Raw genomic sequence first — 22,960 nt, 5'->3', positions numbered from 1 at the left:
GGGCCTCCTCAGACGGCGGCGTAGCGGTTGGCGGGACGGGGAAGGCCGAGCAGCCCGCGCAGGGTGCCGGCCTCGTACTCGGTGCGGAACGCTCCGCGCGACCGCAGTTCGGGGACCAGGCCGCGGGTGATCGCGGTCAGGTCGTGCGGCACGGCGCCCGGGCGCAGCCGGAAGCCCGAGAGCCCGGCGCGGTGCCAGTCGAGCAGCAGGTCGGCCAGCCCGCCCGGGGTGCCGGTGAAGACGTGCGCGTCGGAGGTGTAGTCCGCACCCGACAGCTCGTCGAGCCGCGCTTTGCGGTCCGCGGCGGCCTGCTCGGTCTCGCCGAGGAACACGACGACGTCGCCGAAGACGTGCAGCGTCTCCCCGCCGCGGCCGGCCCGCTCCTGCTCGTCCCGGACGGCGTCGACGATCGTGGCGGCCTGGGTGCGGTCGAAGGGCGTCACGTGGACGACGTCGGCCGAGCGGGCAGCGAGCCGATAGGGGACCGCGGCGTGCGCCAGCGACGTCACCGGGGGCTGGCCCTGGGGCGGCCGTGGCGTGATGGACGGGCCCTTGACCGAGAACCAGCGTCCGCTGAAGTCGATGTAGTGCAGCTTGTCGCGATCGACGAACCGGCCGGTGGCGACGTCGCGGATCTCGGCGTCGTCCTCCCAGCTGTCCCAGAGCCGGCGCAGGACCTCGACGTAGTCCGCGGCCTCGTCGAACAGGTCGGCCAGGGGGCTCGCCTGGTCCGGTTCGGCGGAGTCCTCGAGCCGGAACTCGCCGAACTCACGGCGCCCGAAGTGCCGGTTGTCGTCGGCCCGGCCGGCGACCTGCACCCGGACGCCCGCCCGGCCGCCGCTGACGTAGTCGAGCGTGGCGATCGCCTTGGAGAGGTGGAACGGCTCGGTGTGGGTGACCACGGCGGTCGGCACGAGCCCGATGTGCGAGGTCAGCGGCGCGACGCGGGCGGCGATGAGCACCGCGTCGAGCCGGCCCTGCACGATGTCGGCCCGCTCGCCCGGCCGGTCGAGGTAGCTCACCGTCTGCAGGGCCAGGGAGTCTTCGATGGTGACGAAGTCCAGCTTGCCGGCCTCGGCCTCGCGCACGAGGTCGGCCCAGTAGCCGGCGGTGAGCAGCTCGCGCGGCCGTGCGGCGGGGTCACGCCACGCGGCGGGGTGCCACCCCGCCCCGTCCAGCGCGACGGCGATCCGTGGTCCGGTTCCTGAAGCCATCCCGGCGTTCCCTCCTGTCGGCCCGTCTCCGCAGTGTGCGCCGGATTCCGCGATCCGGGCGGAAGCGGCCAGCTGCTGGGACGGCGCCGGGGGCGGGAATAATCACCGGGACGGGTGGTCAGCCCGGGAACGCCCGCGTCACCCGCCCAGCGCCACGTGGAAGATCTTCTCGTCGCTGTTGTCCGGGATGCTGTCCTTGTCCCCGTTGTTGGTCGTCGTCAGCCACAGGCCTCCGTCGGGGGCGGGTTCCACCGTGCGCAGGCGGCCGTACGTGCCGTTGAAGTACGCCTGGACGTCGGTCAGTTCGCTGCCGCTGATCACTTCGCGGTACATCCGGGTTCCGCGTTCGCAAGCGACGTACAGCACGTCGCGGACGATGGCGATGCCGGAACAGGACCCTTCCGCCGTCGAATACGTTCGCTTGGGCGCGAGGAAACCCGCGGTGCCGCACGTCCCGGACGTGCCTTCGCACGCCGGCCAGCCGTAGTTGCCGCCCTTGGTGATCAGGTTGGTCTCGTCCATCACCGCGTTGCCGAACTCCTGCTCCCACAACCGGCCCTGCGAGTCGAACGCCAGGCCCTGCGGGTTGCGGTGGCCGTAGCTCCACACCTGGTTGCCGAACGGGTTGTCCGAAGGCACGCTGCCGTCGGGGTTGATCCGCAGGATCTTGCCGTTGAGGCTGGTCTTGTTCTGCGCGTTGTCGCCGTTCTGGGCGTCGCCGGTGCTCGCGTAGAGCTTGCCGTCGGGCCCGAAGCGCAACCGCCCGCCGTTGTGGAACTTGTTGCGCAGCAACCCGCTGAGCAGGACCTGCTCCGACGCCGTGTCGAGCTTGTCGTTCGCCAGCTTGATCCGCACGATCCGGTTGTCCGACGGCGACGTGTGCATGATGTAGAGCCAGTGGTCGCCGGCGAAACTGCTCGCGATGGCCAGGCCGAGCAGCCCGCCTTCGCCGTCGGTGTTGTCCACGCCGGGGACCGTGCCCACGCTCGTCTTGGCTCCGGTGGCGGGGTTCAGGTGGACGATGTCGTGGGCGTCGCGCCGGTTGTAGAGGATCGTGCCGTCCGGCAGCGTCACCAGGCCCCACGGGATGTCGGTGTCGCGGGCGATCTGCGTCACCGCGCACACCGAGTCGCCGCAGGCCGCGCCGGTGATCACGGTCTTCGACGCGCTGGGCGGCGACACGTTCGCCTGCGCGTCACGGGCCACCACGTAGTACGAGTAGCTCGTGTTCGGCGCCAGCCCGCTGTCCACGAACGTCGTCGCGGGCGGCGCGGTCGCGGTCCCGGTGACCGACCCGACCTTGGCGCCGCCGCGGTAGACGTCGTACGCCCGCACGCCGATGTTGTCCGTCGCCGCGGTCCAGTTCAGGGTCACCGTGGTGCCGGACGCGCTGCCGGTGAGCCCGGTGGGCGCGCTCGGTGCCTGGGTGTCCGGCTGGCACTGCGGCGGCGTGACCGGCACCGTTGCACTGGCCTGCGAGACGTTGCCCGCGGCGTCCCGCGCGTTGACGTACAGGCCCCAGGTGACGCCGCCGACCACGGTGAGGCTCGTCGACAGCGTGCTCCCGCTCACCGACTTCATCAGCTGGCCGTCGTGGTAGACGTCGTAGAACGCGACACCCACGTTGTCGGTGGCGGCGTTCCACGAGAACGTCACGGCGTCGCAGACGAGGTCGCTCACCCGCGGGTTGCCCGGCACGCTCGGCGGCTGGGCGTCGCCGAGGGCGGTGCGCCACTTCTGGTTGCCCGCGCCGGTGCAGGTGTACAAGCCGACCAGGGTGCTGTTCGCGGTGCCCGCCCCGGTGACGTCCAGGCAGAGTCCCGACTGCACGCCGACGATCGTGCCGTCGGCGGTGATCCGCCACTTCTGGTTGCCGCCGCCGTTGCACGGGTAGATCTGCGCGTCGGCCGGGGAGGTGGTGCTCGCGCCCGCGACGTCGAGGCACATCGTGCCGTCGTACACCCGCAGTTCGCCCGCCGCGGTGAACGTCCACGCCTGGTTGGCCTGCCCGATGCAGTCGTAGATGTTCACGCGTGTCTTCGACGCCGTGCTGTTGCCGACGACGTCCAAGCAGCGCCCGGAGGCCACGCCGACCACGGTCGAGCCGGTGGCGGCGGTCGCGGTGGTGGCCGTGGGCGCGACCAGTGCGGCGGCGGCGACCACCGCGGTCAGGACGCCGAGGCGCAGTCTGCGACGGAGGTTCGAGGGGAGCATTCTCCCACCTTTCACGGTGGATCGGCCGGAGACCGCGGCGAGGGGGCGGAGTGCCGCACCACTGTCGTGGGCCCGCGACCGGGACGTCAAGACTTGTCCGCCTGCTTGTCCGGTTGGTCGGCGATTGTCGTTGTACGGTGTGTCATATATCAGATTGGACCTCGGGAGGCCTGGTGGAACTCACCCGTCGTCAGGCGCTGGCGATCAGCGCGGCCGGGGTCGCCGCCGCCGGACTGCCGGCGCCTGGAATCGCTGCGGCGGCCGGAACCGGGCCGGTGACCGAGACCGTGCTGCTCACCGGCGCCGACGCCGACCACACCGTCGACTGGGACTTCCAGGTCACGGCCGGCCGGCGCGCGGGGGAGCAGGCGACGATCCCTACGCCGTCGAACTGGGAGTGCCACGGCTTCGGCAGCTACCACTACGGCGGCGACCTCGTCCCGGCGGAGAAAGGCCACTACCGCCACACGTTCACGCCGCCCGCGTCCTGGGCCGGGCGCCGGATCTTCCTGGTGTTCGAGGCCGCCATGACCGACGCCGACGTGCGGGTCAACAGCGTCTCGGCGGGCCCGGTGCACCAGGGTGGCTTCTACCGCTTCCGCTACGACGTCACGGCCTTGCTGCGGCTTGGTGAGCCGAACCTGCTCGAAGTGACCGTCAGCAAGGAATCGGCGGACGATTCGGTGAACGACGCCGAGCGCCGCGGCGACTTCTGGAACTTCGGCGGGCTCTTCCGGCCGGTGTCGCTGGCGGCGTACCCGGCCGCCCGGATCGACCGAGTCGCGATCGACGCCCGCGCGGACGGGACTTTCACCGCCCAGGTCACGCTCGCGGGGCTGACCGCGGCGGCCCGGCTGACCGCGCAGCTGCGCCGGCTCGACGGCACGGCCGTCGGCGGGGCCTTTTCGGTCGCCGTGGCGAGCGGCGCCACCGGCGCGACCTTGACCACCACCGCGGCACAACCCTTGCTGTGGACGGCCGAAACGCCGAACCTGTACCGGGTCGAGCTGACCCTCGCGAGTGCCGCCGGCGTGCCCTGGCACAGCACCGCCGAACGCTTCGGCTTCCGCACGATCGAGGTCCGGACCGGTGACGGCGTCTACGTCAACGGGAAGCGGATCGTCCTCAAAGGAGCGAACCGGCACACCTTCTGGCCGACGTCCGGCCGGGCGTCCAGTCCGCGCCTCGCCCGGCTGGACATCGGGCTGATGAAGGACATGAACATGAACGCCGTCCGGATGTCGCACTACCCGCCGGACGCGTTCTTCCTCGACCTGTGCGACGAGCTCGGGCTCTACGTCCTGGACGAGCTGACCGGCTGGCAGCGCCACTACGACGAGGGCGTCGGCGCCCCGCTGGTCGAGGCGCTGGTGCAGCGCGACGTCAACCACCCGTCGATCCTGTTCTGGGACAACGGGAACGAAGGCGGCTGGAACACCGCGCTGGACGACGACTTCGGGCGGTACGACCCCCAGCGGCGCGCGGTGCTGCACCCGTGGACGACGTTCGGCGGCATCGACACCAGCCACTACCAGACCTACAGCAGCACGGCGAGCAAGGCCGCCGGTACCACGATCTTCATGCCGACCGAGTTCCTGCACGGGCTCTACGACGGCGGCGCCGGGGCCGGCCTGAACGACTACTGGAAGCTCATGGGCGGCGCGCAGCGCTCGGCGGGCGGGTTCATCTGGGCGCTGGTCGACGAAAGCGTCGCGCGCGACGACCGCGGCGGCGCCCTCGACACCAACGGCAGCCGGGCGCCCGACGGGATCCTCGGGCCGTACCGCGAAAAGGAAGGCAGCTTCTTCACGATCAAGGACATCTGGTCACCGGTCCAGCTGGCCAGTCCCGGCTACTACGACTCGGTTTTCCCGGCGTCGTTCGACAAGACCGTGAAGCTGGTCAACCGGTACGACTTCACGAACCTTCGGGAGTGCCGGTTCGCCTGGCAGCTGCTGGCTTTCCCGTTGCCGGGCGCGGAAACCGGCCACCAGGTCCTGTCTCAGGGGCAAGCCGGCGCGCCGGACGTCGCGCCGGGGGCCACCGGCGCGGTGACGCTCGGCCTGCCCGCCGACTGGACCGGCGCCGACGCGCTGCGGCTGAGCGTGACCGACCCGACCGGCCGGGAGGTCGCCGGCTGGACGTGGCGCATCCGCAAGGCACCGGACTTCGCCGCCCGGCTGGTGAAGCCGGCGACCACGGGCAGTGTCACCGCGGCCGAGACCGCCACCGACGTCACGCTCGTCGCCGGCGCCACCCGGGTCACCATCGGCAAATCCGACGGACGGCTGATCGGCGTGCGCCGCGGCGGCGCCCCGGTGTCGCTGGCCAACGGGCCCACGCCGGCCGGCGGGACGGCGACGCTCACGGCGTTCAGCCACTTCCGCGACGGCACCGGCTGGGTCGTGCAGTGCGACTACAGCGGAGATCTGACGTCCGTGCGCTGGCGCCTGGACGCCAACGGCTGGCTGCGGCTGGAGTACCGCTACCGCGCCACCGGCGACCACGACCACCTCGGGGTGAACTTCGACTACCCGGAGGCGAACGTCCGGGGCCTGACGTGGCTCGGCGACGGGCCGTACCGCGTCTACAAGAACCGGCTGCGCGGCGTGTCTCCCGACGTCTGGAGCAAGCCGTACAACGACACGGCGACCGGGGCGAGCGCGTTCGCCTACCCGGAGTTCAAGGGCTACCACGCGCGGACGTGCTGGGCGGTGCTGGAAACGACCGAAGGCGCGGTCACGGTGGTGGCCGCGGAAGAGGGCTTGTACCTGCGGCTGTTCACCCCGGCGGTGGGGCCCGATCCGCAGAACGCGGTGGTCACCTACCCGGCCGGCGGGATCTCCTTCCTGGACGGCATAGCGCCGATCGGCAACAAGTTCCACGGAGTCGCGTCGCTGGGCCCGGAGAGCCGCCCGAACACCGGCGCGGGGGATCACCACCGGACGCTGTACTTGCGCTTCGACGCTTGAGCGGCGCTCCGTGAGCTGGTGGCCGGCTACGCGTGGTCGGCCGGGGACAGGAACCGATTCACTTCGGCGGTCGGTTCCGGATCCTGCGGGACGGGTTCGAGGTGGCGGACATGGTCGGTGAGAATTCCGCCGCCACCACCCGGCGGCGGAGTTGGCTCGACGTAACGGAAGAAGCGCAGCGGGCACGCATCCGGCTGACCGGGCGGTGATTCGCAGGGCGGTGCGGGCACGCGTCCGCGGATCTGCCCGTCCGGCTTCTCGCGGTGACCTCAGGCCAGCCGGGCGGCTTCCGCCGCGGCGCGGGTCACCGAATCCGCCGCGCGGCGGGACGAACCCGTCAGCTTCCCGCGCGCCATTGCCAAGAGCACCGCCGGCTTCGGCGGGAACGCGCCGAGCTGGCCGAGCATCGTCACGTCGTCGCGCACCGCCTCGTGGGTCGTCACGCCGTCGGTGCCGACGCGCAGTACGTGGATCTGCTCGAAGTCGATGGCCCGGCCGGTGGCCGGCAGGATCTTGTCGGGCTTGCCGTCCCGGAACCGGACGAACGGCCGGTTCTGCACCCCCTGCATCCGCAGCCGGACCCAGGCGACTCCGCTGTCGTACCCCGCGTCGATCACCGGGAACCGCAGGTCGTCGAAGGCGGCGCGCATCCAGGCGCTCGAGGCGAGCAGGCCGCCCGGCCCGGGGACCGCGCAGGCGGGCGGGGCGACCGCGGCCTCCCGGTTGGTGAACGTCGGTGCGGCCACCGATCGCGCGAGCTCGGGGTCGCCGGTCACCAGGACCTGGAAGACGTCGATCGCGGACTGCAGCTCGGTGCTGGTGTTCACGGTTCCCTCCTCGGACCGGACCGCACTGGATCCGGCGTATCTCCATATAATGATAGTAATGCATTACTGTCAATGTGATGCGTGACGATGAAGTACGCTGAGCGACGTGACGCGCCCCTACAAGTCCGTCCGGCGGACGTCCGCGGCGGCGGAAACCCGCCGTGCGGTGCTCGCGGCCGCGCTCGCTCTCTTCGAAGAGCGGGGTTACGTCGGGGCGACGCTGGCGGAGATCGCCACGCGCGCGGAGGTGGCGGTCAACACCGTCTACACGAGCGTCGGCGGGAAGCCGCAGCTGCTGATCGAGCTGATCCGTGAAGCCGCGAACAACGACCAGATCGACGACTCGCTGCGGAAGGTGAACTCCGCCCGGTCCGGGCGAGAGGTCGTCGCCGAAGTCGCGCAGGGCACCGCGGCGGTGTTCCGGGACCGCGCCTGGCTACTCGGTGCGCTGTACGACAACGCGGGCACCGAACCGCTGCTCACGGAGGCAGTCGAAAACGCCGAGGCCGCGTACGCGGACCGGCTCGCCGAAGCCGCGGCCCGCGTGGCGGCGTTGGGCGAGCTCCGCGACGGGATCGACGTCGCGACCGCGTCGGACATCCTCTGGTTCCATTTCGGGTTCCGCCCGTGGCGCGACCTCCGCGCGCGTGGCTGGTCCTGGGAACGAGCCGGCGCCTGGCTGGCCTCGCAGGCGTGTCACGCACTCCTCGCCCAGAGGCCCGCTACCAGGTGACGGGCAGGCTCGTGACGCCACGCATCAATCCGCCGCGGCGCCATTCGAGGTCCTTCGCGGAGACCGCGAGGCGCAGGTCCGGCAGGCGGCGGACCAGCGTCGTCAGCAGGACACGCAGCTCCAGCCTCGCCAGTGGCGCACCGACGCAGTGGTGCACGCCGAAGCCGAACGCGACGTGGTGGTTGACCTCGCGGCCGAAGTCCAGCTCCCCGGCGGAGGCGAACACCGATTCGTCGCGGTTGGCCGAGTCCAGCTGGACCAGGACCGCGTCGCCGGCCCGGATGGCCTGACCGCCGATCTCGAGGTCCTCCTGGGCGATCCGCGCGAGATCCGCGACCGTCACCAGTGGCACGAACCGCAACAGCTCCTCCACCGCCGACGGGATCAGCCCGGGACGCGCGACGAGCGCCGTCCACCGTTCGCGGTCGGCCAGCAGCTCCACCAGGAAGCTGCCGGTCAGGTTCGCCGTGGTCTCGTGCCCGCCGGCCAGCAGTGCCACGCCGAGCATGAGCAGTTCGTTGTCCGTCAGGCGGTCTCCGTCGTCGCGGGCCGCGACGAGCGCGGTCAGCAGGTCGTCGGCAGGCTCCGCCCGGCGCTGCGCGATCAGCGTGTTCAGCGCGCCCGCCAGCTTTCCGCGTGCTTCGGCGACGTCCGCGGCGGTGACGGTTCCGCCCGAGGCGACCAGCGTTTCGGTGCACTCGCGCACCATCCGGCGCTCCTCCGGCGGCACGCCGAGCAGCTCGCCGATCACCTGCACGGGCAGCTCCCACGCCACCGCCGAGGCGAAGTCGGCGGGCGGGGCGATGCCGTCGAGGAGCGCGTCGACGATCTCCTGGATCCGGGGCTGGAGCAGCTCCACCCGGCGGACGGTGAACGCCTTGGCCACCAGCGCCCGGATCCGTTGTGCTCGGGCGGGTCCATGGCCAGCAGGTTGCCCGCCGGTTCGAAGCCGGGACGTCCGCGCGGCACGTCCGCCCCGGCCGCGGCGGCGCGCGAGAACCGGGGGTCCGACAGCACGAACCGCGCCTGCTCGTACCGCGTCACCAGCCAGGCGTCGCCGCCGTAGGGCATCGTGACGCGGACCGGTGCTTCGGACCTGCGCAGCTCGGCGAACCGCGGGTGGAGCCGCAGCGCCACCGCGGGCGCGAAGGGGTAGGGAACAGGCTGGACCTCCACCGCCTCATCGTGCGGCACGCGTGCGGTGGCGCGTACCGCTCAACGGTCGTGGGTCACTTCCGGGCGGCGGCGACTTTCTTGCGGGGCGTGCGCTTGCGGGTCGCCTTGGCGGGCTCGGCTTCCTGCGCCTGGGCGGCGTCGAAGGCGGCGATCACTTCGGAGGAGAGCCGGCCGCGTTCGGAGACTTCGTAGCCGTTGGCGTTGGCCCAGGCGCGGATCTGCTGGTTGCGTTCGCGGTCGGACGCCGTCGTGGTCGGCTGGCCGGTGGCGACGCGGACCTTGCGGCCACCGGTGCGGCGGCCGGCGCCGATGTAGCGGGCGAGCCCGTCGCGCAGGGATGCCGCGTTCTCTTCGGAGAGATCGATCTCGTAGGTGACGCCGTCGAGGGAAAACGGGATGGTGTGGGCGGCGGGGGTTCCGTCGATGTCGTCGAGCATCTCGACGAGGACCTTCTGGGCCATTCCTGCTCCTTGAGGCGGTATGTACCAGTATGTGAGCGCATGAATTCCGCGCTCCTCTGTGGAGTGTATACACGCCGGTCTTCGCAGGGAAATTTCTCCCTCCCGGTTGCAGCTCGGATCAAATGAGCTGCTGTCCTGTGTGTCTGAGATGAATCGGATCCGCGGGGAAGAAGCCACGGTGAATCCGGGAATGGTGCCAGGCGGCAACGCGAATCTGCAAGTTGCACGCGCGGCCGCGATTTTTTGCCCGGAAGCGCTTTCGGCCTGGTCTGTTCGGAGTAGCCGAGGGGAATTCCCGGGGTGCCGAGCCGGGACGGGCCACCGGACTCGGCACCCTGCCGTGTTACTTCCCGGCCGTGCCGCGTTCCCCGCCGAGGGACTCCTGATAGGCGTCCGCGTAGGTGCGTGAGTCCTTGATCAGCTCGTCGCAGAACGCGGCGACGTCGTCACCGATGAGCTGCAGGACTCCCTTTCCGGCCGCGACGCCCTCCTCGAAGAAATCGACGATCCCGGCGAGCAGGGACCCGTCGGCCAGGTCGATCGGCCCGACCTTGAAGAGGTACCGCTGAATCTCCTTGTAGACGATCTCGTAGTCGGGTGGGAGCGCCTTGACCCGCGCCACGTGCGCCCGCCACTGCTTCTTGCCCTCGATGATGTCTTGAATACCCACGTCAGTCTCCCAGCCGGGCCAGTTTTCTCGCGACGTTCCGGTTCAGCTGCTCACGCCACCGGTCGCGGTGGCTCCGCGCCCCTTCTTCGCCGGCCAGCGCCGCGCAGAAACCCCGGATGTCGTCCCCCAGCACCTCGCGCACGCTCTGCCCGTCGGCCGCCGTCTCTTCGAGCAGCCCCAGCACACCGTCGAGAATCGGCATCAGGTTCCGGCCGGTGAAGTCACTGTAGGGAAAGAGGTGGCCCTTGATCTCTTCCCACGCCGCGCGGTAATCGGCGGGCAATGCCGCGGCCCGGCCTTCGAACACCTTGAATTCCCTGGTGAGATCGCTGCCCGTGATGGTCTCCCGGAAGTTCATCTCCCGCCCTCCTTGAGCTTGTCGATCCGTGCCGTGACGTACTCCCATTTCGCCCAGAACGTCGCGAGCTCGGCGCGTCCGGCGTCGTTGAGCGCGTAGAACTTGCGTGGCGGGCCTTGTCCGGACGGTCGTTTCGTCACCTGCACGAGCCCGTTCTTCTCCAGCCGCAGCAGGATGGTGTACACCGTCCCCTCGACGACGTCGGCGAAGCCGAGTTCGTTGAGCCGGCGGGTGATGGCGTACCCGTAGGTCTCCTCGCTGCCGATGATTTCCAGCACGCAGCCCTCGAGCGTGCCCTTCAGCATTTCCGTCAGATCGTCCATCGCGGATCCTCTCCGGGTACTAAGTCATACCGAGTACCACTACACGGTAGCACGAAGTAGTGGTGAGACCGGCGGAAACCGCGGTGAAACCGTCGTGAATCCCGCCGCCCGCATCCTCTTCGTGTCGTGGCCGACCGGGCCACGCCGACGGAAGGGGGCGCATGGACAGCGCTGCATCCGCGATCGCGGTGACCGGGCTGCGCAAGTCGTTCGGTGACCAGGTCGTGCTCGACGGCATCGACCTCGACGTGCCGGCCGGGACCACGTTCGCGCTGCTGGGGCCGAACGGGGCCGGGAAGACCACCGCGGTCCGGATCCTCTCCACCCTGATCCGCGCGGACGGCGGGCAGGCCCGGATCGCCGGGCACGACCTCGCCGCCGAACCGGACGCGGTCCGGGCGGCGATCGGGGTCACCGGCCAGTTCTCGGCGGTGGACGATCTGCTGACCGGCGAGGAGAACCTGGTCCTGATGGCGGACCTGCACCACCTCGGCCGCGCGGAAGGACGACGCCGGGTCACCGGCCTGCTCGCCCGCTTCGATCTCACCGGCGCGTCCGCGAAGCTCGCTTCGACGTACTCCGGGGGCATGCGCCGGCGCCTCGACCTGGCGATGACGCTGGTGGGCGACCCGCGGGTGATCTTCCTGGACGAGCCGACGACCGGGCTCGACCCGCGCAGCCGCCGCACGATGTGGCAGATCATCCGGGAGCTGGTGGCCGGCGGCGTCACGATCTTCCTCACCACGCAGTACCTGGACGAGGCCGACGAGCTGGCCGACCGGATCGCGGTCCTCGACCGCGGCGGGATCATGGCGGCCGGGACCGCGAAGGAGCTCAAGCGCAGCGTCCCCGGCGGTCACGTGCGCCTGCAGTTCCGCGACGCCGCCGACCTCGACGCGGCCGCGCAGGCGTTCGGCGAAGGGCGCCGGGACGAGGAGACCGTGGCCCTCCAGGTCCCGGGCGACGGCGGTGTCCGCGCGCTGCGGGCCGTGCTGGACCGCCTGGAAGACGCCGGGATCGAGCCCGAGGAGCTGTCCGTGCACACGCCCGACCTCGACGACGTCTTCTTCGCCCTCACCGGCCACTCGACCACCGCGAAGGAGACGGCCCGATGAGCGACGCGACGACCATGGTGCGGCGGAACTTCCGCCACACGCTCCGCAACCCGGGGGCGATGATCATGACGATCGCGCTCCCGGTCGTGCTCCTGCTGTTGTTCGTCGGCGTGTTCGGCGGCGCGCTGACCACCGGACTCGGGACGGCGACGCAGGGGCGCGGCTACCTCGACTACCTCGTCGCCGGGATCCTCCTGATGACCGTCGGCTACGGCGCCACCACGACGGCGATGGCGGTCAACCGGGACATGACCGCGGGCATCATCGCCCGGTTCCGCACGATGGCGATCTCCCGCGCGTCGGTGCTGACCGGCCACGTCGTCGGCTCGACCGTCCGCACTCTGGTCAGCGCCGTCCTCGTGGTCGCGGTCGCGCTGCTGCTGGGGTTCCGGCCGGGCGGGGATCCGCTGCGGTGGCTGGGTGCCTTCGGGATCGTCGCCCTGCTCACGCTGGCCCTCACCTGGCTCGGCGTCGCGGTCGGGCTGGCCGCCAAGACCGCCGAGGGCATCGCGCCGTTCACCTTCGCCGTCCAGCTGCTGCCGTTCCTCAGCAGCGCGTTCGTGTCCCCGGACGCGATGTCGGGCGCGGTCCGCTGGTTCGCGGCGCACGAGCCGTTCACCCCGATCACCGACGCCGTGCGCGGCCTGCTGCTGGGCACCCCGGTGACCGGGTACGGCCTGCTCGCCGTCGGCTGGTGCGCGGGTCTCGCGCTGGCCGGCTACTTCTGGGCGCGGGCACTGTTCAAGCGAGACCCGAGCTGAGCCCGGGAGCCCAGCTCGGCCGATGCCGCGGCGCGAAGGCCGTCGTGGTCCAGGCCGGCGTACGCCGAGACGGCCTCGGCGTACGCCACCGGGTCGGCTTGCCTTGCCACGTCCCGCAACCGCGTGAGCGACATCGCCGGCTGGAACGACCGCTGCAGCCCGAACCGTTCCGCCAGGGCGATCAGCCGCGCACCCGGCGCCGCGAGCCCGCGGTCGAGGTCGGAGACGGCCAAGGCCACCAGGAGTGACCCGCAGGCCGGGAATTCCACGACCGGCGCCGAGGCGACCATTGTGGACAGTGGTCCCGGCAGGGTCTCGACGAGGTCTGCGACGAGGTCCGTCCGGCCGTGGCGGGCGTGGGTGACCACGGCGACGGCCTGCACCTCCCACTTCCAGAGCCCGGTGCCGGCCGTCGTCCGGAGGTGCTCGGCGGCCTGCCGCCACCGGCGCAGGCCACCGTCGACGTCACCGCGGCTGAGCAGGATCTCGGCGCGGGAGCAGACGTCGAACATCGGCAGGGCGATCGTCTCGTCGTCTTCGGCCGCCGGCTGCAGGCCCCGTTCGGCCTCGTCGAACGCGCCGCGCTGCAGGTTGGCCAGCACCTTGGCCCAGCGGGCCCGGGTGGACGTGGAGCGCGCACCGAGCTCTTCGAGCAGCGACAGGGCGACGTCGATGTGCCGGAGGGCTTCGTCGCCGGGATCCACCTGCAGGCACAGCTCGCCGACGCGGGCGTGCGCGAGCGCCACCGGCAGCGGCGTGCCGTCGTGCTCGAGCCGCGCGAGCATCCGGCGGGCCGCCCGCAGCGCGCCTTCGAGATCGTTGGCGCTTTCCCTGGCGTAGCTGGCGATGTAGCAGGCCATGCCGGCGAGGATCGGCCGGTCGCTGTCGCAGAGCCGGTGCAGCGCGGCACCGTCGGGGGCGCACAGCGCCGCCTGGATGGCCCGGACGGGGTCGTCCGGCGGCGCGGCGGGCAGCCGGCGCAGGGTGACCAGCGTGCGGCGGGCCGACGCGGTGCGCATGAGCAGGCTGATCAGCGCACCCAGCACGGCCGCGGTGCGGGTGGCTTCGAGAAGACCGGGTGCCGGGCGGTAGTGCGACAGCAGCCAGGCGGTGTCCTCGGCCAGTGCGGTGAGCCGCGTGAAGTCCGACTCGGTGACCCACAGGCTGCCCAGGACCGCCGCGATCGCGGCGACGGCCGCCCCGTCTTCGCGCTCGAGCCCGTGGTGCAGGGCCAGCGCCAGGTTGTCCTCCTCGACCCGGATCCGGCCGACCGCCTGGACGAGGTCGGGACCGACCACCGAGTCGTGGTGCGCCATCCCGAAATCCCGGGCCCAGGAAAGAAAATCCCCGATCACCCGGTCGGTTTCGCCGTCGATCTCGTCGCGGCGTGCTCCGCTGAACTCGCGCACGGTCTCCAGCATCCGGAACCGGGTGCCCGCGATGGCGTCGGCCGGTTTGAGCAGCGACTGGTCGACCAGCTGCTCGAGAACGCCGTCGTCCCCGAGCAGCCGGCGGGCGGCGTCGGCGGTGAAGCCGCCGGGGAACACCGAGAGCGTGCGCATGGCGGCCTGGCCGCGGTCGTCGAGCAGGTGCCAGCTCCAGTCGATGACGGCGTGCAGCGTCCGGTGCCGGTCGGGCGCGTCGCGGGTGGGCCCGCGCAGCACGGCGAACCGATCCGCCAGCCGGGCGGCGATCTCGGCGACGGACAGGACGCGGATCCGGGCCGCGGCGAGCTCGACGGCGAGCGGCAGCCCGTCCAGCCGCTCGCAGAGGTTCCGGACGGCTTCAGCCGGCAGGTCGGCGCCGGGCCGGGCCGCCCGGGCCCGCTGGGTGAACAGCTCGGCGGCCGTCGGCAGGTCCAGCTCGGGAAGTGCGTAAACGGCTTCGGAAGAGACGCCGAGCGGGGCGCGGCTGGTGGTGAGCACCCGCAGTCCGCCGCTCAGCGACACCAGGCCGTGCGCCAGGTCCGCCGCGCCCCGGACGACGTGCTCGCAGTTGTCCAGCACCAGCAGCACGGGGTCCGTGCCGATGGCTTCGACGACGTCGGCGAGTGCCGCGGGGCCGCGCACGCCGAACTCGGCCGCGACCGCCGCCGCGACGTCGCTGTCCGCGGTGAGCGCGGCCAGTTCGATGAAGTGCACGACCCGCTGGCCGGCCCGGCGGCCGACGGCGTGCGCGAGCCGGGTCTTGCCCAGGCCGCCGGGGCCGGTGATCGACACGACCCGCGAGGTGCGCAGCAGCGCGGTCACCGCGGCGATGTCCTGCTCCCGGCCCAGCAACGGGTTCGGTTCGTGGTGGACGCCGTGCCGCCGCGCGGGGGCGTCGCCGAGCAGCAGTTCGCGGTGCAGTGCCCGGAGCGCGGGTCCGGGGTCGCTGCCCAGGTCGTCGCGCAGGGTCCGCCGGTAGTCCTCGTAGCGGGTCAGGGCCGCGGCCGGGCCGGCGGTCGAAGCCTCGCAGCGCAGCAGTTCCAGCAGGACTTCTTCGTCCGCCGGCCGGTCCTGCCGGGCTTCGCCGAGGGGGATGGCGGCCTCGGCGTACCGGCCGAGCCGGGCCAGGGCGAGTGCCCGGGAGCGGGTCAGGCTCCGGTAGGTCGTGGCGCGGGCGGCCCGCAGGGCGGACAGCGGGTCGTCGAGGGCGGTGTCCGCGGGGCCGTTGTAAAGCGTCAGCCCCGCTTCGGCGTGCTCGAGGGCGCCCGCGTGGTCGCCGGCGCGGGCGGCTCGCTCGGCCGCCGCCGCGTGGAGCAGGACGGCGGACGTGTCGACCTGCTCTTCGGCCAGCGCGAGGCGGTAGCCGGTGGGGGTGGTCACGATGACGTCCGGGCCGAGCCGCGCCCGGGTCCGCGACACCAGGATCTGCAACGCCTTCGCGGGATGCTCGGGCCGTTCGCCCGGCCACAGCCCGGCGATCAGCCGTTCCGCTCCGCACCCCGTGCGCAGGCTGTCCGCGAGCAGGGCCAGCAGCGACCCCGGCCGGGCGCCGGTGAGCTCCCGGCCGCGGAAGGCGACCCGGGTCAGCAGGGTCAGCTCGACGGTCACGGACCTCAGATTATCGGGACCCGGGGCGAGCGGGAGCTGTTCACCCCCGGCGGGCGGGCGCGTCGCGTAGGCTGACCGCGGCGCGCCGGGAAGTCTGGTCGGCATCCGGATTCGGGATGGGGAGGACCGGCCGATGCGCGGCGTCGAAACCGTACTGTTCCTGGTGATCGTCGCGACCGTCGTCGCCACCTTCGCGAATCGGCTGCGGGTGCCCGCGCCGTCTCTCCTGGTCGTGGCCGGGGTCGCCGTCGGGCTGCTGCCCGGGGTCGCCGCGGTGCAGGTGACGCCCGAAGTGATCAGCCTGGTCGTGCTGCCGCCGCTGTTGTTCGCCGCGGGGGAGGAGCTGCCCTGGCGGGACCTGCGTGCCGTCGGGCGGCCGGTCGCCGTGCTCTCGGTCGGGCTGGTGCTGCTCTCGGCCGCCGCGGTGATCGGGACGGCTGTCCTCGTGACGCCGCTGCCGGCCGGGATGGCCTTCGTGCTCGGCGCGATCCTGGCCAGCACGGACCCGGTCGCGGTGACGGCGCTGGCGCGGAGGCTGGCGCTCCCGCCGCGGGTGCAGGCGCTGATCCAGGCGGAGAGCCTGTTCAACGACGCGACCAGCTTGCTGCTGTTCCGGGTGGCGCTGTTCCTGGCCGTCGCGGGCGGAGCGGCGTCGTGGGGCCGGACCTTGGGGGAGTTCGCGGTGCTGGCCGGCGGCGGCCTCGCGGTCGGCGTGCTGACGGCGCTCGGCGCGTTCCTGATCCGGCGGCGCACCGAAGACCCGATCCTGGAGACGGTGATCTCGCTCGTCACGCCCTACGCCGGCTACGTCGTGGCCGAATCGGTGGGTGGGTCGGGCGTGACGGCGGTCGTCGTGGCGAGCGTGCTCCTGGGGACCCAGGCCGAACGGCTGACGACCGCGCGGATCCGGCTGCAGGTCGGCGCGGTGTACCAGACCGTGGTGTTCCTGCTGGAAAGCGTCGTGTTCGGCCTGATCGGCCTGCAGCTGCCCGCCCTGGTGCGGCGCCTCGCCGGGAGCGGGGCGTGGTGGCTGCTGCAGGCGCTGGCCATCGCCGCGACGCTGGTCCTGGCCCGGCTGGTGCTCGTGTTCGTGCTTTCGGCGATCCGGCAGCGCCGCGGCGGCGAGCGGATCTCCTGGCAGGTGCCCGCGGTCGTCTCCTGGGCCGGCGCGCGCGGGGTGGTGCCGCTGGCCGCGGCGCTGTCGCTGCCGGTGCTCACCCTGGACGGCTCCGCGCTGCCGGCGCGGGATCTGGTGCTGCTGCTGACGACCGCGGTGATCGTGCTGACGCTGGTGGTGCAGGGGTTCACGCTCGCGCCGCTGGTCCGGCGCGCCGGGATCGCGCTGGACCCGGCCGACCTGCGCACCGAGTACAGCGCGGCCCGCCGGAAGCTCGCCGAGGCCGGGCTGAGCCACCTGCAGCACCTGTCCGAAACGGAATCGGCGCCGGAGTTCGTCGTCGACCAGCTGCGGACGGGCTGGCAGGCGCGGCTCGAGCGCATCGAGAACGACGCCGCCGAAGCCACCACGGACCTGAAGAGGAGGATCGACTACCGGTCACTGCGCCGGGAGCTGATCGACGTCGAAGCCGCCGAGCTGACCCGGCTCTTCGAAGCCGGTGAGATCACCGACGGAACTCGCCGCCGCATCCAGCGTCTGCTGGATCTGGAGCACGCCGGCCTCGAGTGATGCCGCGGCGGGTGTCGCCCGGGAGCGGGCGGACGCGCTGGAGGTCGCGGCGGCCGGTCGAGTGCAGCTGCCAGGGGACGCTGGTGACCATCACGCCGGGTTCGAACAGCAGCCGGCCCTTCAGCCGCAGGGAGCTCTGGTTGTGCAGGAGGTTCTCCCACCAGCGCCCGACGACGTACTCGGGGATGTAGACGCACACGACGTCGCGGGGGCCGGCGCGCCGCAGGTTCTTGACGTGGGCCACCACGGGCCGGGTGATCTCGCGGTACGGGGACTCGAGCACCTTGAGCGGGATCTTCATGTCCCGCTGCTCCCACTGCCGTTGCAGGGCCCGGGTGTCGGCGTCGTCGACGTTCACCGTGATCGCGGCCAGGGTGTCGGGCCGGGTGGCGCGGGCGAACGCGATCGCCCGCTGGCCGGGTTTGTGCAAAGTGGACACCAGCACGACGGCGTGGACGCGGCTGGGCAGCAGCTCGCTCTCGTCGTCGGCCTGGAGCTCTTCGCGGACGTGGCGGTAGTGGCGGTGGATCGCGCGCATCATCACCCACAGCACCGGGATCGCGATGACGACCAGGTAGGCGCCGTGGGTGAACTTCGTGATCAGGACGACGACCAGGACGATCGCGGTGAGCACCGCGCCGAGGGCGTTGATCAGCCGGGACCGCCGGATCAACCGGCGCTGCCGGGCTTCGGCCGCGGTGGCCAGCTCGCGGTTCCAGTGCCGGACCATGCCCGCCTGGCAGAGCGTGAACGAGGTGAACACGCCGAGGATGTAGAGCTGGATCAGCCGGGTCGTCGAGCCGTCGAAGGCGAAGATCAGGATCCCGGCGACCAGCGCGAGGGCGATGATGCCGTTGGAGAACGCGAGCCGGTCGCCGCGGGTGTGCAGCTGGCGGGGCAGGAAGCGGTCCTGGGCGAGGATCGAGGCCAGCAACGGGAACCCGTTGAACGCGGTGTTGGCCGCCAGGATGAGGATCAGCGCGGTGGTGGCCTGCAGGAAGTAGAACAGGACGGCGTGGTCGCCGCCGAAGACGGCCGCGGCGATCTGGCTGATCACGGTCCGCTGCGGGGCACTGGCGCAGTTGCCGCGGAAACCGGTGAGGTCGCAGGTGTTCTCGGCGATCTTGACCCCGGAGACCATCGCGAGCGCGGTGATGCCGCCGAACATGACGACGGCGATGGCGCCCATCGCGGTCATCGTCCGGGCGGCGTTGGCGCTCTTGGGTTTGCGGAACGCGGGGACGCCGTTGGAGATGGCCTCGACGCCGGTGAGGGCGGTGCAGCCGGAGGAGAAGGACCGCAGCAGCAGGAAGACCAGCGCCAGGCCGGTCAGCCCGGCCTGTTCGGGCCGGACGTCGTAGCCGGCGCTCTCGGCGACCGGGGCGTGCCCGGCGGCGAGCTGCCCGAACCCGAGCACGATCATCAGCATGACCCCGCCGATGAACAGGTAGGTCGGGATCGCGAACGTGCGGCCGGACTCGCGGATGCCGCGCAGGTTCATCGCCGTCAGCAGCACGATGAAGCCGATGTCGAGGCCGATGCGGTGGCCGTTGAGCTGGGGCACGGCGGAGATGATGTTGTCGACGCCGGAGGCGACCGAGACCGCGACGGTCATGATGTAGTCGACCATCAGCGCCCCGGCGACGACGAGCCCGGCGGAGCTGCCCAGGTTCTTCGACGCCACCTCGTACGAGCCGCCGCCGCTGGGATAGGCCCGCACCACCTGCCGGTAGGACACGACCACGACGGTCAGCAGCACCGCGACGGCCAGCCCGATCCACGGCGCCAGCGTGAGGTAGGCCAGGCCGCCGATGCTGAGGATGAGCAGGATCTCCTGGGTCGCGTAGGCGACCGAGGACAGCGGATCGCTGGCGAAGACGGGCAGGGCGAGCCACTTGGGCAGCAGGGTCTCGCCGAGGGTGTCGCTGCGGAACGGCCGGCCGACTACCAGCCGTTTGAGCGAAGAGGTGGGTGCCGGCACGTACGGAAGCGTCTCCCGGGCACCCCGGGTGCGGCGTAGGGAAAACATCAAGATCCGGGGCGTGGCGTAGGGATTTCGTCAAAAACGCCGGGGTGCTCGTCAGGGTTGCGTCAAGTACCCGAGGGGCCGCTCGATGCGGGTGTGGGGCTTGAACCGGTCGTGAGCATCACACGAGCAGCGGCTGCCCCGGCGAAGGCCGCTGTGCTTGGTTCGAGTCATGCGGCTGGGAGGACTGGGCGGGCTGGTCACCGCGACCAGCCCGGTTGCGTCGGGATGGCTGGTGACCGCCAGCGGACTGCTCGCGCTCGCGGTGAGCGCGTCTTCGTTCGCGCTGCTGGTCGCCGGGTCTCGGAGTTTCCTGGTCAACCTCAACGTGCTGGGGACCGCGATCCACGAGGCCGGGCACGCCGCGGTGTGCGTGCTCACCGGCGGTGGCGTGTTCGTCATCGAGATCGATACCGCCGAGTCCGGGGTGACCCGGAGCGACATCCGCGGATGGTTCTCCGCCGTGGCGACGACCGCGGCCGGCTACGCTGCCCTGCCCCTGGCGGGTCTCGCGGCCGCGTCGCTGGTCGGCCGTGGCCACTCGCCGGCGGTCCTGGCCAGCACGGTGATCGTGATGCTGATGATCCTCTTGCTGGCGTGGGACCCGATCACCGCGGTGGCGGTACTCGCGGTCGGGGTGGTTGCCTTCGCGACGTTGTTGTGGGCGCCGGGCCGGCTGCAAACCTGGGTCGGGACCGCGGAGGCGTGGCTGTTGCTGACCAGCGAGGCCGCTGGGCTCGCTCACCTCGTCGTCGCCCGGCAGAGCGCTGGCGAGCTGAAGGATGACGCGGCCGGCCTGGCGGCACTCACCTTCATCCCCGGCTTCGTCTGGATCGCTTCCTGGGCCGCACTCATCGGCTGGGCTGTCTGGCACGGTGCTGCTCTGCTGTGGCCGTGAGCCGTTCCGGCGGAGCACGACGAAACCTCAGGGAACGGCCAGCGAGTCCCGGAGCACGTGCTTCTTGATCTTCCCCGAGCCGGTCAACGGGAATTCGGTGACGAAGCGCCAGACCCGCGGTGTCTTGTGGGGTGCGAGTTTCTCGCGCACGTGGGCGAAGAGTTCCGCTTCGCCCACGGTCTCGCCGGGCGTGAGCCGGACGAAGGCCGCCACTTGTTCGCCCCAGTCCGGGTCGGGGACGCCGACCACCGCGACCTCGTGGACGGCCGGGTGGTCGAGCAGGACGTGCTCGATCTCGCGGGGGTAGATGTTCTCGCCGCCGCGGATGATCAGCTCCTTGACGCGCCCCTCGATGCGGAGGTAGCCGCGCTCGTCCATGCTCGCGAGGTCGCCCGTGTGCAGCCAGCCCTCCGGGTCGATCGCTTCGGCCGTCTGGTCGGGACGGTCGAAGTAGCCGGTCATCACGTGGTACCCGCGGGTGCACACCTCGCCGATCTCCCCGCGGGCACGCACGGCGCCGGTGGCGGGGTCGGTGATCTTGACGGCGCAGGCGGGCAACGGCCGCCCGAGTGTTTCCGCCCGGTCTTCGGGACTGTCGTCCAGGCGGGTCATCGTGATCCCGGGGGAGGCCTCCGTCTGCGCGTAGATGATGCTCATCGGCACCCCCAGTGCCGACTCGACGCGCCTGACCAGCTCGGGCGGGACCGTCGCGCCGCCGGCGAGGGCGTAGCGGACCGACGAGAGGTCGGTCCGGGGGAACCGCGGGTGGCCCAGCAGGGCCAGCAGCATGGTGGGGACCCCGCCGAACACGGCGCCGCGTTCCGATTCGATCAGCTCCAGCTGCAGGCCGGGGTCGAACCACGGCAGCAGGACCTGGGTGCCCAGCGAGGCGATCGGCGCCAGGGTGGCCAGCACGCAGCCCGCGGTGTGGAACAGCGGCATCGGGTTGACGAAACTCTCGCCGGGCCGCATGTCCAGCGTCCGCACGTAGGACAGCAGCGCGTTGTTGGTGATGCCGCGGTGGTGCAGGACCGCGCCCTTGGGCGTGCCGGTCGTGCCGGAGGTGTACTGGATCTGCGCCGGGTCGTCCGGGCGCACCGCCGGCAGTACCTCGGTGGGGGAGCCGGATCCGCGGAACGCCGGCCAGTCTCCGAACAGCACCGTCTCGCGCAGGTGCGGGAGGCCGGGACGCACCCGGGCGAGCAGGTCCGCCATCGGGCTGCCGCGGTACTCCGCCACCAGGAAGACCCCGGCGGCCCGCGACTGGCTCAGGACGTGCCGGAGCTCGCTCTCCCGCAGGGCGGGGTTCACCGTCACCAGCGTCACCCCGGCGAGCGCGGCCGCCAGCTCCAGCACCACCCATTCCGGAATGTTGTGGGCCCACACGGCAACGCGCTCGCCCGGCCGGAACCGGCCGAGCAGGGCCCGGGCCGCGGCTTCCGCTTCGGTCAGCAGATCCGCGTACGTCCAGCGCCGCCGGGCCCGCGGATCGGGGACGCCTTCAACGAGCGCGGTCGCCGACGGCGCCCGCTCGGCTGCTTCGCGGAGCAGGGCACCGACGGTCAGCTCGCGCACCGAATCCGGGGCTGCCGCGGGCACCAGGGCCGAGTCCGGCATGGAGGCCTCCTCACATCGGTGAGTCGTCTTCGATCTCGCAATGGTTACCGGCGCCCGCTTGTCCGGGTAGGCTCGGACCGAGATCGAAGTTCACGGTCAGCGCGGACCCCAGGGAGCCATCGACGTGGTCGAGACGCACGACATCGTTCGCCCGCCTGCCGAACTCAGCGCGGCTCTCGCGGCCGTCGGCAGCGCGACCGCCAGCGGCGAGCTCAGCCGCATGGGCATCCGCAGCGCCTTCATCCGCGGCCCGGTTTCGGTGACGCCCGGCGTGCGCGTGGCCGGCCCGGCGCTGACGCTGCAGTTCCTGCCGAAGCGGGAAGACCTCTACCCCGTCGACGAATACGAAGAACCGGAAAAGCAGCTGCACCGCCACGTCATGTACCACGCCCAGCCCGGCGACATGATCGTCGTCGACGCGCGCGGCGACATGGGCAGCGGGGTGTTCGGCGAGATGATGCTGACCTACTTCAAGGGCCGCGGCGGCCTCGGTGTGGTGGTCGACGGCTGCCTGCGCGACACCGCCGAGGCCAAGCAGCTCGGCCTCGGGCTGTGGATCCGCGGCGCCACCCCGAACTTCCACGTCCAGACCGACATCGTCCCGGCCGCCGTCAACGTGCCGGTGGCGTGCGGCGGCACGCTCGTCGAGCCCGGCGACATCGTCGTCGCCGACGACGACGGGGCGGTCGTGGTGCCGGTCAAGCTCGCCCCGGCCCTGGTGGCGCACGCCCGGGAACACGCGGAATGGGAGGAGTTCTCCCGGCTCCGGTTGAGCGAGGGCGGCGACCTGCGGCGGTACTACCCGCTGTCGGACGAGGCCCGGCCCGAGTACGAGCGGTGGCGGGCGGAACAGGACCGCGCCTGACAGCGCTT

18 protein-coding genes are annotated in these 22,960 nt (G+C 71.8%); 7 read left to right on the top strand and 11 right to left on the bottom strand.

From position 1 onward, the window contains the following. Positions 1 to 8: 8 nt before the first annotated feature. Both QSK39_RS46475 and QSK39_RS46470 read right to left on the bottom strand, forming a co-directional pair. The gene (locus tag QSK39_RS46475; RefSeq protein WP_285484225.1) at positions 9 to 1,214 is read right to left on the bottom strand and encodes an LLM class flavin-dependent oxidoreductase; all 1,206 of its coding nucleotides are present in this window, start codon (positions 1,212 to 1,214) and stop codon (positions 9 to 11) included. Positions 1,215 to 1,352: 138 nt separating this feature from the next. Next, positions 1,353 to 3,428: a PQQ-dependent sugar dehydrogenase gene (locus tag QSK39_RS46470; protein WP_285484224.1), complete on the bottom strand. Its 2,076-nt coding sequence runs from the start codon at positions 3,426 to 3,428 to the stop codon at positions 1,353 to 1,355. A gap of 173 nt (positions 3,429 to 3,601) precedes the next feature. Here QSK39_RS46470 and QSK39_RS46465 point away from each other — a divergent pair, with 173 nt between their 5' ends. Continuing rightward, positions 3,602 to 6,400, top strand: coding sequence for a glycoside hydrolase family 2 TIM barrel-domain containing protein (locus tag QSK39_RS46465; RefSeq protein ID WP_285484223.1), 2,799 nt, complete (start codon positions 3,602 to 3,604; stop codon positions 6,398 to 6,400). A gap of 269 nt (positions 6,401 to 6,669) precedes the next feature. Here the strand turns inward: QSK39_RS46465 and QSK39_RS46460 are convergent, their stop codons facing one another. Next, entirely contained in the window at positions 6,670 to 7,227 is a 558-nt protein-coding gene (locus QSK39_RS46460; protein ID WP_285484222.1) for an ester cyclase, read from the bottom strand. A 106-nt stretch (positions 7,228 to 7,333) separates the two neighbouring features. On the opposite strand from QSK39_RS46460, the gene QSK39_RS46455 reads away from it, so the two are divergent. Continuing rightward, the gene (locus tag QSK39_RS46455; RefSeq protein ID WP_285484221.1) at positions 7,334 to 7,960 is read left to right on the top strand and encodes a TetR/AcrR family transcriptional regulator; all 627 of its coding nucleotides are present in this window, start codon (positions 7,334 to 7,336) and stop codon (positions 7,958 to 7,960) included. Here the strand turns inward: QSK39_RS46455 and QSK39_RS46450 are convergent. The 5 genes from QSK39_RS46450 to QSK39_RS46430 form a co-directional block, all read right to left on the bottom strand. After that, positions 7,950 to 8,846: a cytochrome P450 gene (locus QSK39_RS46450; protein WP_285484220.1), complete on the bottom strand. Its 897-nt coding sequence runs from the start codon at positions 8,844 to 8,846 to the stop codon at positions 7,950 to 7,952. The genes QSK39_RS46455 and QSK39_RS46450 overlap by 11 nt on opposite strands. 343 nt (positions 8,847 to 9,189) lie before the next feature. Then, complete coding sequence (locus QSK39_RS46445; protein WP_285484219.1) at positions 9,190 to 9,597, bottom strand: histone-like nucleoid-structuring protein Lsr2; 408 nt, start codon at positions 9,595 to 9,597, stop codon at positions 9,190 to 9,192. A 343-nt stretch (positions 9,598 to 9,940) separates the two neighbouring features. Further along, entirely contained in the window at positions 9,941 to 10,267 is a 327-nt protein-coding gene (locus QSK39_RS46440; RefSeq protein WP_285484218.1) for a DUF1048 domain-containing protein, read from the bottom strand. A 1-nt stretch (position 10,268) separates the two neighbouring features. After that, positions 10,269 to 10,625: a DUF1048 domain-containing protein gene (locus QSK39_RS46435; RefSeq protein ID WP_285484217.1), complete on the bottom strand. Its 357-nt coding sequence runs from the start codon at positions 10,623 to 10,625 to the stop codon at positions 10,269 to 10,271. After that, the gene (locus tag QSK39_RS46430) at positions 10,622 to 10,948 is read right to left on the bottom strand and encodes a PadR family transcriptional regulator (RefSeq protein ID WP_285484216.1); all 327 of its coding nucleotides are present in this window, start codon (positions 10,946 to 10,948) and stop codon (positions 10,622 to 10,624) included. The genes QSK39_RS46435 and QSK39_RS46430 overlap by 4 nt, the downstream gene beginning before the upstream one ends. A 161-nt stretch (positions 10,949 to 11,109) precedes the next feature. Here QSK39_RS46430 and QSK39_RS46425 point away from each other — a divergent pair, with 161 nt between their 5' ends. Both QSK39_RS46425 and QSK39_RS46420 read left to right on the top strand, forming a co-directional pair. Beyond that, a complete protein-coding gene (locus QSK39_RS46425; RefSeq protein ID WP_285484215.1) occupies positions 11,110 to 12,063 on the top strand; it encodes an ATP-binding cassette domain-containing protein in 954 nt (317 codons plus the stop codon). Next, positions 12,060 to 12,824 (top strand): ABC transporter permease, encoded by a 765-nt coding sequence (locus tag QSK39_RS46420; RefSeq protein WP_285484214.1) that lies wholly within the window; start codon positions 12,060 to 12,062, stop codon positions 12,822 to 12,824. Before QSK39_RS46425 ends, QSK39_RS46420 begins: the two co-directional genes overlap by 4 nt. Here the strand turns inward: QSK39_RS46420 and QSK39_RS46415 are convergent. Next, positions 12,782 to 15,859 (bottom strand): ATP-binding protein, encoded by a 3,078-nt coding sequence (locus tag QSK39_RS46415; RefSeq protein ID WP_285484213.1) that lies wholly within the window; start codon positions 15,857 to 15,859, stop codon positions 12,782 to 12,784. The genes QSK39_RS46420 and QSK39_RS46415 overlap by 43 nt on opposite strands. Positions 15,860 to 15,992: 133 nt before the next feature. On the opposite strand from QSK39_RS46415, the gene QSK39_RS46410 reads away from it, so the two are divergent. Further along, the gene (locus QSK39_RS46410) at positions 15,993 to 17,546 is read left to right on the top strand and encodes a Na+/H+ antiporter (RefSeq protein ID WP_285484212.1); all 1,554 of its coding nucleotides are present in this window, start codon (positions 15,993 to 15,995) and stop codon (positions 17,544 to 17,546) included. On the opposite strand, the gene QSK39_RS46405 is transcribed toward QSK39_RS46410, so the two are convergent. Continuing rightward, positions 17,482 to 19,527 (bottom strand): APC family permease, encoded by a 2,046-nt coding sequence (locus QSK39_RS46405; protein ID WP_285484211.1) that lies wholly within the window; start codon positions 19,525 to 19,527, stop codon positions 17,482 to 17,484. The genes QSK39_RS46410 and QSK39_RS46405 overlap by 65 nt on opposite strands. Positions 19,528 to 19,744: 217 nt before the next feature. On the opposite strand from QSK39_RS46405, the gene QSK39_RS46400 reads away from it, so the two are divergent. After that, positions 19,745 to 20,470 (top strand): M50 family metallopeptidase, encoded by a 726-nt coding sequence (locus QSK39_RS46400; protein WP_285484210.1) that lies wholly within the window; start codon positions 19,745 to 19,747, stop codon positions 20,468 to 20,470. A 27-nt stretch (positions 20,471 to 20,497) separates the two neighbouring features. Here QSK39_RS46400 and QSK39_RS46395 read toward each other — a convergent pair whose 3' ends face one another. Then, positions 20,498 to 22,087, bottom strand: coding sequence for an AMP-binding protein (locus QSK39_RS46395; RefSeq protein ID WP_285484209.1), 1,590 nt, complete (start codon positions 22,085 to 22,087; stop codon positions 20,498 to 20,500). 124 nt (positions 22,088 to 22,211) lie between these two features. Between QSK39_RS46395 and QSK39_RS46390 the strand changes: the two genes are divergently transcribed. After that, a complete protein-coding gene (locus tag QSK39_RS46390; RefSeq protein WP_285484208.1) occupies positions 22,212 to 22,952 on the top strand; it encodes a ribonuclease activity regulator RraA in 741 nt (246 codons plus the stop codon). The last annotated feature ends 8 nt before the right edge of the window (positions 22,953 to 22,960 follow it).

Origin of the sequence: Amycolatopsis sp. NBRC 101858 (assembly GCF_030269325.1) — a bacterium.
Taxonomy (GTDB): Bacteria; Actinomycetota; Actinomycetes; order Mycobacteriales; family Pseudonocardiaceae; genus Amycolatopsis; species Amycolatopsis ponsaeliensis.
This window is presented reverse-complemented; position numbering and strand designations above follow the sequence as displayed.

Excerpts from the sequence above, each read along its gene's own strand:
- QSK39_RS46475 (WP_285484225.1), bottom strand. The coding sequence starts at position 1,214 with ATGGCTTCAGGAACCGGACCACGGATCGCCGTCGCGCTGGACGGGGCG.
- QSK39_RS46470 (WP_285484224.1), bottom strand. The coding sequence starts at position 3,428 with ATGCTCCCCTCGAACCTCCGTCGCAGACTGCGCCTCGGCGTCCTGACC.
- QSK39_RS46445 (WP_285484219.1), bottom strand. The coding sequence starts at position 9,597 with ATGGCCCAGAAGGTCCTCGTCGAGATGCTCGACGACATCGACGGAACC.
- QSK39_RS46435 (WP_285484217.1), bottom strand. The coding sequence starts at position 10,625 with ATGAACTTCCGGGAGACCATCACGGGCAGCGATCTCACCAGGGAATTC.
- QSK39_RS46430 (WP_285484216.1), bottom strand. The coding sequence starts at position 10,948 with ATGGACGATCTGACGGAAATGCTGAAGGGCACGCTCGAGGGCTGCGTG.
- QSK39_RS46425 (WP_285484215.1), top strand. The coding sequence starts at position 11,110 with ATGGACAGCGCTGCATCCGCGATCGCGGTGACCGGGCTGCGCAAGTCG.
- QSK39_RS46420 (WP_285484214.1), top strand. The coding sequence starts at position 12,060 with ATGAGCGACGCGACGACCATGGTGCGGCGGAACTTCCGCCACACGCTC.
- QSK39_RS46410 (WP_285484212.1), top strand. The coding sequence starts at position 15,993 with ATGCGCGGCGTCGAAACCGTACTGTTCCTGGTGATCGTCGCGACCGTC.
- QSK39_RS46400 (WP_285484210.1), top strand. The coding sequence starts at position 19,745 with ATGCGGCTGGGAGGACTGGGCGGGCTGGTCACCGCGACCAGCCCGGTT.
- QSK39_RS46395 (WP_285484209.1), bottom strand. The coding sequence starts at position 22,087 with ATGCCGGACTCGGCCCTGGTGCCCGCGGCAGCCCCGGATTCGGTGCGC.